This is a genomic window from Kistimonas asteriae (assembly GCF_018263925.1).
Taxonomy (GTDB): domain Bacteria; phylum Pseudomonadota; class Gammaproteobacteria; order Pseudomonadales; family Endozoicomonadaceae; genus Kistimonas; species Kistimonas asteriae.
Window position 1 is genome coordinate 196,433 of the sequence record NZ_JAEVHF010000005.1, and the last position, 16,314, is coordinate 212,746.

A 16,314-nucleotide genomic window follows, 5' to 3' on the forward strand; every position below is an offset into this window, starting at 1 on the left:
ATCGGTACCCAACCAAAAATGCGCCTTTTCAGGCGCATTGCCATCTTCCTTTCATACCATTAAAACTGGTCGGTCAATGTTTCCAGCTTGTCGGCCATGGCCAACAGCTGTGTAGAATCCGAGGTGATGGTTTCTTTCTCCGCTTTAATCAGCCGCTGCATTGCATCATACAGCGGTTGACTGATACGCCCTTCCGCGTGGGCGACAGGTAATGCCCGTAAAGCTTGATCCAGCAGCTGGTTAATCTGAAAGACATCCTGTTCAACTACCGCAGGATTATTCAGGGTTGCCGCATTGCGGGCGCGTCCCGCGGCTGCCCAGAGTGCATCACGAACAATAAGCTCATTATAGATCGGCTTATATTTGGTAATCCCCCCCATAACAGACTGCGGACTTTTATCCTCACCCAGGATAACCCGTGTTAATACACGGCGTAGCGGTGAATTACCGATATACAGTGCACCATCTGGCCCGGTCACGGTAGACGAAACTGAATCTTCGCCCCCCTCGACAAAGTATTTGATATCACCGGTTTCCCGATCAATAAACCCTGCTCCGACTTTATAGGGAAAGCGCATCTTTCCCATTAATACGCCGACAGTGGCGGTGAAGGTCAGCCCGTTTGCCCCCAGTTCAGCCCCCAGTACATTAAAGTTTTGCTGAAACAAACCGGGCTTAAACATATCCAGCCTGGCAAACCAGGCGATCTCGCCACGGTCACCCCGGTCAAACAGTTTCACAATGTCGCTTTTGGTATTGGCATAAATTTCACTGTTATCTGCAGCAACGACCAGTGAGCCGGTCACCTTGTTACCTACCGCTTTGGACCAGATAACGTCCCCATTGCTGGCGTCCACGGCATACACGGTGTCAAATGCGTTAGCGATGTAGATCCGTTTTCCATCAGCACTGATCGTAGGCGTAGATGCTGTTCCGCCTGGCACCTCAGTCACCGAGTTGATCTTGAACGTATAACGGTCTCCCTGCCTGACCAAATCCAGCCCATACAATGCCGCGGATTCTGCCCATCCATCCACAGAACCATCGGCTTCATCGGGCAGTGTGGCGGCGATCCAGACACGGCCACTGTTACTGTCCACCGAAAAGAAATTGGTCACCTTCTGCTTTTCTCCGGCAGCGCCATGAAGGACTGCGCCGAGAATATCAAAATCGTCACTGTAGCCACCGAACATATGGGCAGCATCCTGGTTGGCTTTTCTAGCGACGTTTTCCGGCAGGGTAAAATTGTTAACCGGTGCTTTGGCCCCGGGCATCACATAGGGTTTATCGAGCAGTGGTCGTCCGGTTTTACGGTCCAGTACATAGACAGAACCATCCCCCATGGACGCAATCACCGCATCATAGCTGGCGATGTAATTCATGCCGAAGCTATGCTTGGGCGGCTCCATGATGTTTCTGTCCAGCGGAGGCAACCCAGTGGGAACATCCCATATCACTTCTCCCTCGGTAGTGACGGCCATGGCCCGATCATAGGTGCCCAGGTAAATTACATCCTTGCCTGTCTCAGGATCAATCAGCACATAGGGCGTACCACAACCGAAACTAAAACCTTCCAGTGCCCAGCGCCGCTCCCCTTTTTCCGGCTCAATGGAGACCAGCATTACATCGGTATTGTTAAGAATGGGGCAGAAATAAATATTGCCGGCGCTGTCAAACACTGGTCCCTCGGTAATGAACATGTCCTGTTCTACCGTCCAGTCCACGGCAAATGCCGGTGCAAAAACCGTTGATATCTCATCAGAGCCGTGGGTATCGGTATGCAACGCCCGCCCGATGGTCACCTGTCGGGCATTGGGATTATTACTGCTGGAAATACGTTTTTCGCCCATGGGTTTCCAGTCCGTTTTTCCGGGAATCCCATACTCCCTGGGAATAGACTCCGTCGTTGGAAGTAGACGTATCACCGCTATCTTGACCTTATTCGATGCGGTCCAGGCAATTGAAAACGCAATCACCAGCAGGGCCGCCACAATCAGGAGCAGCCATTTTCTGGACATTGTTGCCATGATTAAGAACCTTTTTATGTTTTTATTGTTCTGCACTGTGTCCAATAACGTGCTTAAACCGCTGCTCCACCGAGGGTTTTGCTATAGCCGACGGCTCATGCTTTCCAGATTATCTGCCAGTTTCAGCAATTTTTCGGAATCAGTACCCAGCGCTGCTTTCTGGCTGATGATATTCCCCTGAAATTCGGCCAACAGCTCATCACTGATAACGCCTTCCTGCAGGGCAACCGGCAGCACACTGACCGCCTGGTCCAGTAATTGATTAATCTGGAAGATATCCTGTTCAACCACCGCAGGATTATTCAATGTTGCTGCATTGCGGGCCCGCCCTGCGGCAGCCCAAAGGGCATCACGGACAATCAGGTGGTTGTGGACGGGTTTGAATCGGGTGATTCCCCCCTGAACCGGCATGGGACTCTTGGCCTCACCCAAAACGGCACGGGCGAGTACACGACGCAGTGGTGAATTTCCAATGTAAAGGCCGCCTTCCGGCCCTGTCACCATGGATGACACGGAATCCTCACCACCTTCGACAAAGTAGCGCACCTCACCCGTTTCCCGATCCAATATTCCGGCACCGATCTTGAGCGGAAACTTTTTCTTGCCAGCATTCAGGCCTACCGCACCGGTAAAGGCAATGCCATTGGCTCCCACTTCCGCACCAAGCGCCTTGAAGTTGCTCTGGAATGGGCCAGCCTCAAACATATCCAGCTTGGAGACCCAGGCTTTTTCAGCATGATCCCCGCGATCAAACAGCTTCACGATCTGTGTGCGGAGATTGGCATAAATTTCACCATTATCTGCCGCGATAGTGAGCGAACCCGCCACTTTATTGCCCACATTAAACGACCATACTTGTTCACCGGTATTGGCATCGATGGCATAAACACTGTCAAAGGCATCTGCAATATAGACACGCTGACCATCCGCACGGATAGCCGGTGTGGATGCAGTGCCACCGGGAACCTGTGTCACCGAGTGCACGTCAAACTGGTAATGCTCCCCTTTTTTCTCAAGGTTCAGGCCATAGAGAGCGGCATACTCTGCGAATCCGTCGACCTTGCCATCAGCGTCATCCGGCAATGTGGCGGCAATCCATAACCGGCCGGTATTGCTGTCTATGGAGAAAAAGTTGGTCACCTTCTGTTTTTCTCCGGCAGCGATGTGCAACACGGCAGAAACAGGATCCTGCCCGTTCAGGTTTTCCTGACCACCAAACATATGGGCCGCATCCCGGTTGGCTTTAAGTGAAACCACTTTTGGCAGGGAGAAGTTTGTCACACCGGTTTTGGCGCCGGGCATGACATAGGGCTTATCCAGCAGGGGTTGACCGGTTTTCCGATCCAGCACATACACCGAGCCGTCACCCATGACAGCCACCAGCGCATCATAGCGGGCCAGGTAATTCATACCAAAACTGTGCTTGTTGCCATCAATCACGGAGGGATCCAGTGTCGGCAAACCGGTGGGAACATCCCACAGGACTTTCCCCTCCGTTGTCAGGGCCATTGCACGGTCATAGGTGCCCAGGTAGATGACATCGTCACCGGTGTCTGGATCGATTAGCACGTAAGGTGTGCCACAGCCCAGACTGAACCCTTCAACGACCCAGCGTCGTTTACCATGTTCCGGCTCAATGGAAACCAGCAATGCATTCTCGGTAGGATAGACTGGGCAAAAATAGATATTCCCGGCACCGTCAAACACCGGGCCTTCAGTAACGAACATATTGGGTTCGGCAATCCAGTCCAGCTCAAAGGCCGGTGCAATCACCGTAGATATCTCATCCGATCCATGGCTATCCGTATGCAGTGCGCGGCCAAAGCTGACCTGGCGGGCATTGGGGTTATCACTGCTCGAAATCCGCTTCTCGCCAACGGGCCGCCATTCGGTGAGTCCCGGCAACGGGTAAGTTTTCACCGGTGACTCCATCGCCGGTAACAAACTCACCAGCAGTATCCGAGCCTTGTTTGACACCGCAACGGCAACCGCCAGTAACATCAGCACCAACACCCAGAAGAAAGCGACACGCATTATTATTGTTTTCATCATCAATGACCGTCGTTATTGCATGTTGGACAATGAGCTCGCCGTTCGTAACGGAGCCCCGGCGAAATCCACAAAGATCGGTGATGACCAGGCCCGGTGCTCACTGTCAGCCAGACAGTCATCATCAGCACTCGTGCGATCATCGGAATAGCAGGCATTCACTCGACGACACTGGCCGGATTCATCGTACTCACAGCGCAGGTTGCCTCCGTTAATGGTCGGCGTTGCCTGCTGTACAGCGCGCACATAATACAACGCATCACGACTGCCCTTATTGAAGTCCGGGTCTTCAAATTCGATCGTGCAGCCATGGCCATCCGCCGGGCAGTCAAAGGTTTTCCAGGTGTCGAGAATCACGGTTTCCAGCGGCTCGTCGGGCGAAATCTGTGGCGTGATTTTCACTACTTCCATCCGTACGATGGGGATCCGCTCATCGGTCGGGTTATAGCATTCGCCCCGGCATAACCGCTGCAGCTCGTTAGTACCGAGAATATCCGCCGTCTGCTCAGGACAACCAGGTTTCTGCTTGAATGCGCCGAAAGCACGGGCCCGGAATCGGGGTATTTCACTCATGGCCAGTGATTGGCCCATCCCGTAAACACCCTGATTATTTTCCTGTTTCGGGCCATTGAGCAGCTCAAACCAGAGCATGATACGGGGGCCACTGGTGCTGTAGACTTCATTTCGCTTGATGGAGTCCCAGATGGATTCACGGTCCCGTCCCGTGGCATGCAGTCCAACCAGACCGCCTGTGAACATAAAGGAGTTGGAACGTTCTTTGTTGGAACCGCGGATATGTTTGGTGCCATCCAGCGGAATGGAAAAGGCGACCGGTTCCACTTTGCCGCGCATCTTGTTATGCAACCAGGTGGAACGCGGGCCGTGGGTATCGGTAAAGGACATGCGGTCCACCTCTTTGTAACCGTTACCGGCCATGGCTGAGTGGTTATCGCTGGAGCCGATAAAGCCAAAACGGAAGCGTTCTTCCTCACCTTCACCGTCCTTAAAGTTGCGAATGGCCAGCGCAGCCTGGGCACTCATGCCCGGACGGTGATTGTAGTTTGGCAAAAAACAATCGTTACACTGGCCTGCATCCTGCCATTCATCGGCCGTGGCACCGGGCACAGTTTTATAGCCATTTTTCCCGGCCAGCACATGATTGCCCCGGGCGGTAATTGCTCGACTCTCACATTCCCGGGCCGACTCACCTTCCGCCATGCAGCGCTCCCTGATGATTTCACCGGCCTGCCAGCAACCCGGCGTAAAGTCTTCCGTCGGTTCAGGACAATACCATCGGCCATTGTCATCGACACCAACCGCACGCCAGGGGCGATATTCTTCGGAGTTGCCATGGCCTGAATAGAGTTCAATGGCCGTCTGCAGGCTGGGGTCATGATTGCCCTGGCTGAGCTGGGCATTCCAGTAAACCCCGGCTGGCGCCGTGTTGCCCCAGGCGGTGCCATGGGGAATCACCACCGATGGCATATCCCACTGTCGCAGTTTTTCAAATAACTCGGCAGGTGTATCCGCCCGCTCGATACAATCAGACGGTAGCTCTCGTACATCAACCCCTTTGGGGCAGAGCTCCGGCAGCTTGGTGTCGCGAACAAATTTATCAATGTTGTAGTATTCCTGCCGGTTGGATGGATCCAGTGCCGGCCCCAGGATTTTGAATGCACCGGCATTGGCAGAGCGCATGGCATCAAAGGCCTGACCTGCAGCGGCAATCGGGCGGGTGGGTACTTTGTCGTCTTCCGTCTCTTTCAATACGACATTCTTATGACCGTAATGTTCAGATGGCGTGCTGCCTATCTGGGTCCACTCCCAGCCAAGAAAGGCCACAAGATCCGGATTCGCTGGATTCTCTGAAATCGCATTACATTGACGTACGCTTTCCTTGGTTTTCTGCCAGCGATCCGGCGTCAGGCTTTCAGCATGGTCATTGAGGGAAAAGAAATCTATCGCGGAACAGAACCGTGCAAAATTACAGGCATCAGAGGGAGGATTTACTCCCATACCCTGCATAATGGGCAGGCTGTTCTGGAAGGCATCCATGGACAACGTGGTATGAACATGGAGATCACCGAATAGAATCTGTTTATTCAGTGGACGGGATTCCTGTCCCTTTCCTGCAGCATCCGATGCTGTCCCTTTAAGCTGGCGTTCGGTGTTGGAAACCTGTTCTGGATTCGTCGCAGAGACAATACGTCCATAATTCTGCTCCTCTCCGTAGAAGCCAAACCAGGCTCCGGCAAAGTAGATAACGACACTCGCAGCCACTGTTAGCAGTACGATTGCCGTACGACCTATCCACGACATATTACCTCTCCTGTACAGGTGCTGTTCTTATTGTTAGCGAGGATGCCTCTCATCAGCGGCCTACGCTACCACAAACGTCTGCCCGGGGAGTCTCAGCCGATAATCCCGTACTTCCGGAATCGTGTTTTTTGTCCGTATGCACTGGCTAGGACGCCCAAAATCCAACGATGTGAGATTGTATCGCCATCTGTGAACCGGTCGACTGGACAACCGTCAAGCCAAGCTTGTTCGGTGCAGTCAAAACAATAATAAACAGCACAGGTAGGGATTCATCATGGAGCGTCGTATGACACAAAGACGAGCAGTGGCTCTTTTTGTTAGTGCTCTTGTTCTCTCAGCAATAACCTATCTGGCACTTGCCTATATGGGCATCTTCGGCCAACTGGAAACGGCTGGCGAGGTCACCGCAGTGGCTCGCCCTCAACAGGTCATTACCCAGCAACAGCAGCAGCAAAAAACCACGGCCCTGCAGGCAGGTATTACCGAACCCAAACAGATCCTGTTCGGCGATCTTCACGTTCATACGACATTTTCCATCGATGCTTTCCAGAGCAGTCTGCAACTTATGGGGGGGGAAGGTGCAAGCCCACCATCCGATGCCTGCGACTTTGCACGATTCTGCTCCGCGCTGGATTTTTTCTCTATTAATGACCATGCCGAAAGCCTGACCAGCAGCAAATGGAACCAGACCCTGGACAGCATTGCCCAGTGCAATGCATCCTCAGCCGATGCATCGAACCCGGACCTGGTGGCCTTCAGCGGTTGGGAATGGACACAGGCCGGTACCGAGCCGGGCAACCACTTCGGCCACAAAGTCGTGGTATTAAAAAGTGATAAAAAAGAAGAGCTGCCTAAACGCCCCATCTATGCCATTCAACCGTTGCGGGTAGAGCGTGAAGCAACACCAGCGCAGCGTATTGCCTTACCCCTGTTGCATTTCAGTGACCGGCAGCGCGCCTATGACTTCTTTGAACTGACGGATTCTGTGGCAAGGGAACCAGTGTGTCCTGAAGGCGTCAACGTCCGTGATTTGCCCGACAATTGTCGTGAAGGTGCCACAACACCGCGGGAACTGTTCGACAAGCTGGATCAATGGGGCGTTGAATCCATGGTCATTCCCCATGGCAATACCTGGGGGTTATACACACCACCAGGCACAAGCTGGGACAAGCAGCTGAAAAATGATAACCAGGACTCTGACTATCAGTTCCTGTTTGAAGTGTACTCTGGCCATGGGACGTCAGAAGAATACCGTGACTGGCGGGCCGTCCGTTACGATGAGAAGGGCAAGCCCTACTGCCCGGAACCCTCCGATGACTATACCCCCTCCTGCTGGCGTGCGGGTGAACTGATTGAGCAACGGTGCCTGAATGAAGGACTGGCCAACAGCGAATGCACCGCTCGGGCCAAGACGGCAAGGCTAACCTATGTCCTCAATGGCATTGCCGGCCATAACACAGCGGTGGGTACACCGTTTGAAGAGTGGCTTAACGCAGGCCAGTGTCAGGACTGTGATCGACCAGCTTTCAACTATCGTCCCGGGGGCTCAGTGCAGTATGCCCTGTCACTTACTAATTTTGACAACGAACCTGAAAACCAACGCTTCCGTTTCGGCCTGATGGGCTCCAGTGACAACCACAGCGCCCGACCCGGCACCGGTTACAAGGAGATCAGCCGTTACGGTATGGCGGATATCGCTGGCGTTCAGAATACCAGTACGCACAAGCTTATCTACCAGAAACAAAAACCCAGCGCTGTTCCATCAGACGATGACAACATGCTAGATCTCGGCCCGGTTAAACGATACGAGTTTGAACGTGGCTCTTCCTTTTATTACACCGGCGGACTGATTGCCACCCACGCCAATGGCCGGAGCCGTGAGGCGATCTGGGATGCCATGCAACGGCGGGAAGTCTACGCAACCACGGGTGAACGGCTGCTGCTGTGGTTCGACATGGTGGATGCGCAGGGCAACGCCCTCCACCCCATGGGCAGCGAACTAAAAACCGGACAAACACCCCGCTTCCGGGTTACCGCTGTCGGCGCCTTCAAACAAAAACCGGGCTGCCCGGCGGATGCCATCAGTGATTTTGGTCCGGACAAGATTGAATCCGTCTGCCGTGGCGAATGCTACAACCCGTCTGATGAACGACAGCAGATAGAGCGTATCGAGATTGTCAGGGTTGAGCCGCAGATGTACCCCGATGAGCCCATCATCACGGCAGAAGGTGACTCCCGTATCCAGAATGTCTGGAAATCCTTTACCTGCCCGGCTGACAGCGATAGCTGCAGCGTGACCTTTGACGATGACCGTTTCCTCGAAGAAGCGAGGAATGTCGTGTATTACGCCCGGGCCATCCAGGCGCCTACACCCAAGATCAATGGCGATACGCTGCGCTGTGAATATGATGCGAACGGTAACTGCATCAGGGTCAGGCCCTGCTATGCCGATGAGCGTACGGATAAAGGTGACCAGTGTCTGGCGGAAGTCAGCAGCAAGGCCTGGTCATCGCCCATCTTTGTCGATTATCTCGACCCGATACAGGAGGTGGCCCATAACCTTTGACATACCTTCTGACACGGAAAAAACCAATACAACAACAATAGAAAATAATAACAAGGAACCACGATGATCGATAAAACCTACCGAGGGACATGCATTGCCCTGCCCTTGCTGATGCTGTCCCCACTGAGCCAGGCCTTTCAGGTGGAGATGGACGGCCCGGGTTCCCTGAGTATCGACAGCAGTATTTCCTACGGCCTGCTCTGGCGAATGGAAGACCAGAACCCGAGTAACGATGGGGTCAACAACAACGACGGCAACCGCAATTACGGTAAGGGGCTTGTCTCACAGGTATTGAGCCTGTCCACCGAGGTGAACTGGGATTTCGATAATTATGGCTTTTTCCTCCGGGGTGCAGCCCACAAGGACTTCGAAATGTCCGGGAACACGCACTTTGGCAAAGAGAGCTTCCATGACGACCAGCCCAGTGCCGCCAGTAACAGCGGCACAGAACCCAACAACCGGTTTACTGACGACGCGAAGGACTCAGTGGGTCAGGATGCCGAGATTCTTGATGCTTATGTCTATGGCTACACCGACATTGGCAACAGCACACTGAGCGGCAAACTGGGCCGACACGTCCTCTACTGGGGTGAAAGTCAGTTTTACCGGAATGGCATCGGGGATATTAACGCGGTTGATGCCGCCAAACTGAAACTGCCCGGTGTCGGGATAAAGGAAGCCCTGCTGCCATCCAATGCGCTCTCACTGAATCTTGGGGTCAATGAAAATCTCGACCTCGAAGGCTTCTATATGTTCGAGTACAGGGAGACCCGTCTGGCGCCGGTTGGCAGTTTCTATTCAACCGGCGATATGTTTGCGCCAGGAGGAAACGCGGCCTATAGAGGATTCAACAATCCGGTTTCTGATGCGGTGTTGAATGCCCACCAGTCGATGGTCGACGGTGGCCTTCTGACAGAAACTTTCTTCGATGCAAACTACCTCAAGGTGGCCAATATCACTGACCCGGAACTGGCGTCTGACAGCGGACAGTTCGGTGTTGGCATGCGTTACCGGATCCCGGAATTAAACGAAACCGAGTTCGGGTTTTATTATTCGAATTACCATTACAAGGCTCCGATCGTCAGTGCCCGTATTAACGACGCCTTCTTTCAGAATGTCGGCAACATCAGTGGCCCCGCAGGACTGGTCGCAGCCCTGACCGCCGCAGAACTCGGCGCCAATACGGAAGCCCATCGCAAGTATCTGGAAGATGTTGAAGTCATGGGCATCAGTTTCAACACACTGATTGGTGAAACGGTGGTTGCCGGTGAACTGGCCTTCCGCCCTGATATGCCGATCACTGTTGCCTCGTCTGACGATCTGATTGCTGACCTGCAGGCGCAAACCGCAGATATGGTAGCCGGTCAGGACATTATGCTGGGGGGGCAGAGCTTTAACCCTTCGCTGGGCGAAAGCATGGATAACTACACAGAAAGAGACGTTTACAACGCCACTCTCTCTGCCACCCATAACCTCGGTTACAGTATCTTCTCGGACCAACTTATTGCTATCGCTGAAATCGGTTATGAGCATATCAGCGGGGATCTTTCCTATGACGTCCATGACGGTTCAACACGCCGTTTTGTCAGCAAGGCTGGGTGTGCATCCACCAGTGACTGTGCTGAAGATGGCGAGATCACCCGCGATGCCTGGGGCTACAGCCTGGCTCTCAGCAGTACCTGGAACGGCGTGTTTACCGGTACCCAACTCAAAGGGGTGATTCGCTACAAGCATGACGTCGATGGTAATTCCCACCGTTCCGGCAACTTTGTTGAAGGTACCCAGGCGCTGACCGTGGGTGTTGGAGCCACCATTTACGGTGACTGGAGCCTTGATGCCAAGTACACAGACTTCTTTGGCGGTACCAACAATAAATTACGCGACCGGGACAGCCTGTCAGTCACAGCGTCATATGCGTTTTAACCTTTGATCCCCCTAAGAACAGAGGCTGGGAAGTGTGCAGACATTCAGGCGACTTCCCGGAAACAAGATAATAAATAAAACCAGAGATGCAGGTTATGAATAAAAACATTATGCCCCTGGCGCTATCGCTCCTGCTGATTGCACCACTTGCAATGGCAGGACTGACGCCGGAACAGACTCAGCAACTGGGAACCACACTCACGCCGGTCGGTGCTGAACAGGCTGCTAACGCAGCAAACACTATCCCTGCCTGGGAAAAACTGTCGGATAACGTGATTGAGCAGGGGCAGGATGGCACCCTCGAGCTGTATGCCGATGAGTCTCCCCTGTTCACAATCGAACAGGCCAATTACAAAGAGCATGCGGATAAACTGACCGCCGGACAGATCAAACTGTTTGAAACCTATCCGACCTTCAAGATGCATATTTACCCCTCTCACCGTAATGCAACCTGGCCAGAGGTTGTGTACAACAATACCGTTAAGTATGCGCCGACAGCGACCCTGACCGAAGGCGGCAACGGTATTCAGGGAACCTACAACGCCATTCCTTTCCCGATCCCGCAAAACGGCCTGGAAGCGGTCTGGAATCATATTGTCCGTTTCCGTGGTATCTACGAGGATCGCCGCTACAGCAACATCATTACTTACAAGAATGGCAGTTCCACCATTACCGATGCAGAAATCCAGAAACTGTATAACTTCAACCGACTGGATCAGACCGAAGAAGAACTCAACAACATCCTGCTTTACTTCAAAAGCACCAGTCTGGCACCGAAGAAAGCCGGACAAGCGACACTGGTTCACGAAACCATTAACCAGGTGGAACGTGCCCGGGATGCCTGGATTTATAACCCCGGATTCCGTCGGGTCCGCCGCAGCCCCAACCTGAGCTATGACGCACCGGTCAGCGGTGCTGATGGGTTGCGAACAGCCGATGAGACCGACATGTTTAACGGTGCTACTGATCGTTATGACTGGGATCTGAAAGGCAAGAAGGAGATCTACATTCCCTACAATAACGAAAAACTGGTTCGTGAAGAGGGCAACCCCAAAGACCTGGTCATGCCTGGCCACCTTAACCCCGACTATGCCCGTTATGAACTGCATCGCGTGTGGGTGGTCGAAGGTACCCTGAAAGAAGGCCAGCGCCACATTTATAACAAGCGTACGATGTATATCGACGAAGACTCCTGGAGCATTGCCGCCGCCGATATGTACGACAAACGGAATGGCCTGTGGCGCGTAAGCATGTCCTATCTTCGTAACGCCTATGAGATACCGGCCGTGGTTTCAGCGACGGATGTCTTCCACGATCTTCAGGCACGCCGCTATATGGTTTATGGCCTGATTTATGGTCAGCCCAAACGTCCGACGTATGCCAGTAACTCACCCTCCAGAAATGCATTTACACCCAACTCACTGAAACAGCGAAGCGCCAGGTAACACTGTGATAATGGTGTGGCTATGTCTCTTTGGCGTAGCCACATCAATCAACAGTGACCGTTCATCTCTGGATAGGGCCATTGGATTGTACGGTAAAGGCGCCTGGTTAACCGTTTGAAACAGCCAGACCGGGTACACCCCTCTGTCATGGCGATTGGCAAGTCAGAAGAGATTTAAACAACAGCGGGTATTCACAATGACAAAAACAATGAGACGCTACCTGGCAGGTATGATGGTTTCTGTCACCTGCACAGCGGTACATGCCCAGGCTGAAGCGAGTGATCGTCTATCTCTGCCATTGAAACCTTCAGAACGGCCCAATATTGTTCTGATGCTGTCGGATAACCTGGGATATGGTGATCTGGGTTCTTACGGCGGCGGCGCGGTACGCGGTGCCCCCACCCCGTCTCTGGATGCACTGGCCAATGAAGGCACACGGTTCACCAATTTCAATGTGGAATCCGAATGCACACCATCCCGCTCTGCCCTGATGACCGGCCGCATGCCGATTCGTTCCGGAACCACGCGGGCGATTCCCGTTCCCGGACTGCCTGTAGGCCTTGCTCCCTGGGAGTATACAATCGCCGAAATGGCTTCAGACCAGGGTTATGACACCGCGATTTTCGGTAAATGGCATTTGGGTTATGTGGAAGAACGCCTGCCCACCAATCAGGGATTTGATGAATGGTGGGGATTCCCGTTCAGCACCGACATTGCCTCTTACCCCCAAGCCGTTGGTTTTGATCCCAAGCTATTCCCACCATCAACCTTCTTTGAAGGTAAAAAGGATGGCGAAATCAAGGCACTGGAAGCGTACAACATCAAGACACGTCCTTTTGTTGATGAAACCATCGCACAAAAATCGGTTGCTTATATAAAAGACAAAGCAAAAGATGACAAGCCGTTCTTCCTCTATATTCCATGGTCGCTGGTGCATCATCCCTCCATTGCCCATCCGGACTTTCAAGGAAAATCTGGCGCCGGCAAATTTGGCGATGCCATGATGGAACATGATTACCGGATACAACAGGTGCTGGATGCCATTAAAGAGGCTGGTATAGAAGACAATACACTAGTGATTTACGCCAGTGACAATGGCCCGGACCGTGCAGAGTATCCCTACATTGGCGGCACCGGCCCCTACCGTGGCTACCTGGGCACGGTTCACGAAGGCTCCATTCGTACCCCGCTGATCATGCGCTGGCCCGATATGATACCCAATGGCCGGGTTACCAACGAAATCGTCAGCATCAACGACATCTTCCCGACCATTGCCAATATCATTGGCGGGGAAGTGCCTGATGACCGAACTATTGACGGCATTGATCAGACCAATTTCTTCCTTGGACAACAGGAGAATTCCAACCGGGAGAGCGTCCTGTTTTTCGCTGGCGACCAGATGATGGCGGTGAAATGGCGACAGTTCAAAATTTACCTCTATGGTGAAAAGGCAGAATTTGAACGGATACCTCACCAGACCGGTGCTCTATGGGCACCCCAAGCCTATAACCTCGAGCTAGACCCGGGTGAACGGCACGATATCGGCCTGCAAAACCTGTGGCTGCTGGCTGCAGCACTGCCCCCAATGTTTGAGTATGCCTACAGTGTTGAAGAGCATGGCTTGCTATTACCCGGCGGAGATGAACCGGAAATTTTCAACACACAGTTGCCTTTCTATACCCCCGAAGCAATGGAACTCGCGTTAAGTTCCATCAAGAAGGATTACATCAAGAAAATGATCGAAGAAAAACTGGCTGAATTTAAACAGGCTATATCAGGCGACTAACGAAATCTCATTTGATTAAACTGCCCCCAGAATTCATGTTGGGGGTAGTTCTAACTTTCATTTCACCATCAATACGTTTGATCAAATCTCAATATTGGATATTTAATCCATAACTATTACGTCAGGAAAAACGCTATCATTCTGTAGTGACCATACAGCGTCATATCACAATTCAGATGTCTAATATCCCACAGGCAACATCTTTTAACTCGTGGGGTATATTCATGGAAGCAAGAAGGGCATCCGGAAACGAACAAGTACACTATGTCGTCGCACCAGCGGATAATCCACCACATGCTGTGACATCGGGTTCTCATACTGTTACTGTGGCTGTCCATTCTTTGGCTGATCACACATCCAACTTAATAACCCGATCAGTTTCTGATGGTGAGCTGACCAAAAGGCCTGAATTACGTGCTATAAGCCATGTTTCTACACCAACAGCACCCCTTTCAAATAAAAGTAAAAGTTTTCCGTTCTTTCCGGAGCAGGAAACACACGAGGCAGGAAAAAGCATTATTGCCTCTACTGCGATTACCCCATTATCATCAACCATCAGACCAGCCACTTATGAATCAATGATATTTATACTACGCGGTCAACCACCACATATTGGCCATATGCATGCCATAAGAGCAATGTGTAAAAAAACGCATCACGTCATTATTGTTTTAGGATCGATCAATGAAAAAAGAACTCAAAAAAACCCATTCTCATTCGATGAGCGTAAAACAATGATGACGCAGTCTACTGACAAGTTAAAAAATGAGCACCCTCATACAACATTCAGCATCATTGGTATAGAAGATTATGATGATGATGAGAAATGGCGTCAGGCATTGATATCTAAAGTTAATTCAACACATCCGGATCACGATAAACAGGTACCGCCATCAACCACACAAAAACAAGCTATTACAGGATATAAAAAAGATGCCTCAAGTTATTATTTAAATATTTTCCCAGAGTGGGAACCAGAACTAGTCGATTGCGTTCAGCATAACAACCAAACCATCAATGCAACCGATATAAGAAAATTATTGTTTCGTAAGTTCATATTCCATCATGTATTCAATGAAACAGAACAACAAAGCCTCTGCCAGCTATTACCTGATGTTGTCTTTCACTGGATTGAGCAAAACTCGCAGGCAATCGCCAACTGTATATTAAGCTCCGAGAGTGTTTAATCGGAGCTTAATGCCACATCAGATAGACACGATATCAGCGACCTCCAACAACGCCTTATCGATCGCATTATGCTTGCTGATCGCTTCAGCAAACGGAGTCAAAGCAACCGCATTGTTGCGCACGCCCACCATGACACTACTGCTTCCTTCCAGCAGTGTTTTTACCGCTGCAACACCCAGTCGGCTTGCCAGTACCCGGTCAAAACACGACGGACGGCCACCACGTTGGATATGGCCCAGCACGGTCACCCTCGCTTCATAATCCGGCAGTCGAGCTTCCAGAGTTTTCGCGAGTTCGAATGCTCCACCGCCCTTTCCGCCTTCCGCCACCAGAACGATACTGGAGGTTTTACCGGCACGGTCACTGCGCTCCAGCGATTTAATCAGGTGATCAATGCCACGGTCAGCCTCAGGAATCAGGATTTCTTCCGCACCACAACCGATGCCGGAATTCAGTGCGATAAAGCCAGCATCACGCCCCATGACTTCAATAAAAAACAACCGGTTGTGGGATGTGGCCGTATCACGAATCTTGTCCACCGCCTCGACCACGGTATTCAGCGCCGTGTCGTAACCGATAGTGTAATCTGTACCGAAGATATCATTATCAATTGTGCCAGGAACACCAACGACAGGTATGCCGAATTCCTTCTCAAAGAGCGTTGCTCCCGTAAAGGAACCATCACCACCAATCACCACCAGCGCATCCAGATCGGCGCTGCGGAAATTCTCAAACGCCGTCTGTCGTCCTTCCGGCGTCCGGAATGCCTGAGAACGGGCAGATTTGAGCAACGTCCCGCCCTGGTTGACGATATTCGCCACCGAACGGGCATTCATGGGTTCAATCTGGCCGTCAATCAGCCCCTTGTAACCCTCGCGAATACCGTAAGGCTTGATGCCATGATGGACACAGGCCCTGACTACAGCCCGGATAGCGGCATTCATCCCCGGTGCATCACCACCGGATGTCAGTACGCCTAACCTGCGAATCTCTCTGGTCATGTTGTAACAC

Annotated in this window: 9 protein-coding genes; 5 read left to right on the forward strand and 4 right to left on the reverse strand. The window is 52.1% G+C overall.

The genetic code is table 11. The annotated features are described in order from the left end of the window. Nucleotides 1-59 precede the first annotated feature (59 nt). The 3 genes from KHS78_RS07950 to KHS78_RS07960 form a co-directional block, all read right to left on the reverse strand. Nucleotides 60-2,027 (reverse strand): outer membrane protein assembly factor BamB family protein, encoded by a 1,968-nt coding sequence (locus KHS78_RS07950; protein ID WP_211826997.1) that lies wholly within the window; start codon nt 2,025-2,027, stop codon nt 60-62. Nucleotides 2,028-2,108: 81 nt separating this feature from the next. Continuing rightward, on the reverse strand, nt 2,109-4,076 hold the full coding sequence (locus KHS78_RS07955; RefSeq protein ID WP_211826999.1) for an outer membrane protein assembly factor BamB family protein: 1,968 nt from the start codon (nt 4,074-4,076) through the stop codon (nt 2,109-2,111). 15 nt (nt 4,077-4,091) lie between these two features. Then, nucleotides 4,092-6,395, reverse strand: coding sequence for a DUF3604 domain-containing protein (locus KHS78_RS07960; RefSeq protein WP_211827000.1), 2,304 nt, complete (start codon nt 6,393-6,395; stop codon nt 4,092-4,094). A gap of 286 nt (nt 6,396-6,681) precedes the next feature. On the opposite strand from KHS78_RS07960, the gene KHS78_RS07965 reads away from it, so the two are divergent. The 5 genes from KHS78_RS07965 (at nt 6,682) to KHS78_RS07985 (ending at nt 15,302) form a co-directional block, all read left to right on the forward strand. After that, nucleotides 6,682-8,961, forward strand: a complete 2,280-nt coding sequence (locus KHS78_RS07965) for a DUF3604 domain-containing protein (RefSeq protein ID WP_211827003.1) — start codon at nt 6,682-6,684, stop codon at nt 8,959-8,961. 63 nt (nt 8,962-9,024) lie between these two features. After that, nucleotides 9,025-10,884, forward strand: a complete 1,860-nt coding sequence (locus KHS78_RS07970; RefSeq protein WP_211827005.1) for a DUF1302 domain-containing protein — start codon at nt 9,025-9,027, stop codon at nt 10,882-10,884. Between the two features lie 95 nt (nt 10,885-10,979). After that, nucleotides 10,980-12,329, forward strand: coding sequence for a DUF1329 domain-containing protein (locus tag KHS78_RS07975; protein WP_211827007.1), 1,350 nt, complete (start codon nt 10,980-10,982; stop codon nt 12,327-12,329). Between the two features lie 196 nt (nt 12,330-12,525). After that, nucleotides 12,526-14,115 (forward strand): arylsulfatase, encoded by a 1,590-nt coding sequence (locus KHS78_RS07980; protein WP_211827009.1) that lies wholly within the window; start codon nt 12,526-12,528, stop codon nt 14,113-14,115. A 224-nt stretch (nt 14,116-14,339) separates the two neighbouring features. Then, the gene (locus tag KHS78_RS07985; protein WP_211827011.1) at nt 14,340-15,302 is read left to right on the forward strand and encodes a hypothetical protein; all 963 of its coding nucleotides are present in this window, start codon (nt 14,340-14,342) and stop codon (nt 15,300-15,302) included. Nucleotides 15,303-15,320: 18 nt separating this feature from the next. Here the strand turns inward: KHS78_RS07985 and pfkA are convergent, their stop codons facing one another. Next, nucleotides 15,321-16,304: a 6-phosphofructokinase gene (gene pfkA, locus KHS78_RS07990; protein ID WP_211827013.1), complete on the reverse strand. Its 984-nt coding sequence runs from the start codon at nt 16,302-16,304 to the stop codon at nt 15,321-15,323. Nucleotides 16,305-16,314 lie beyond the last annotated feature (10 nt).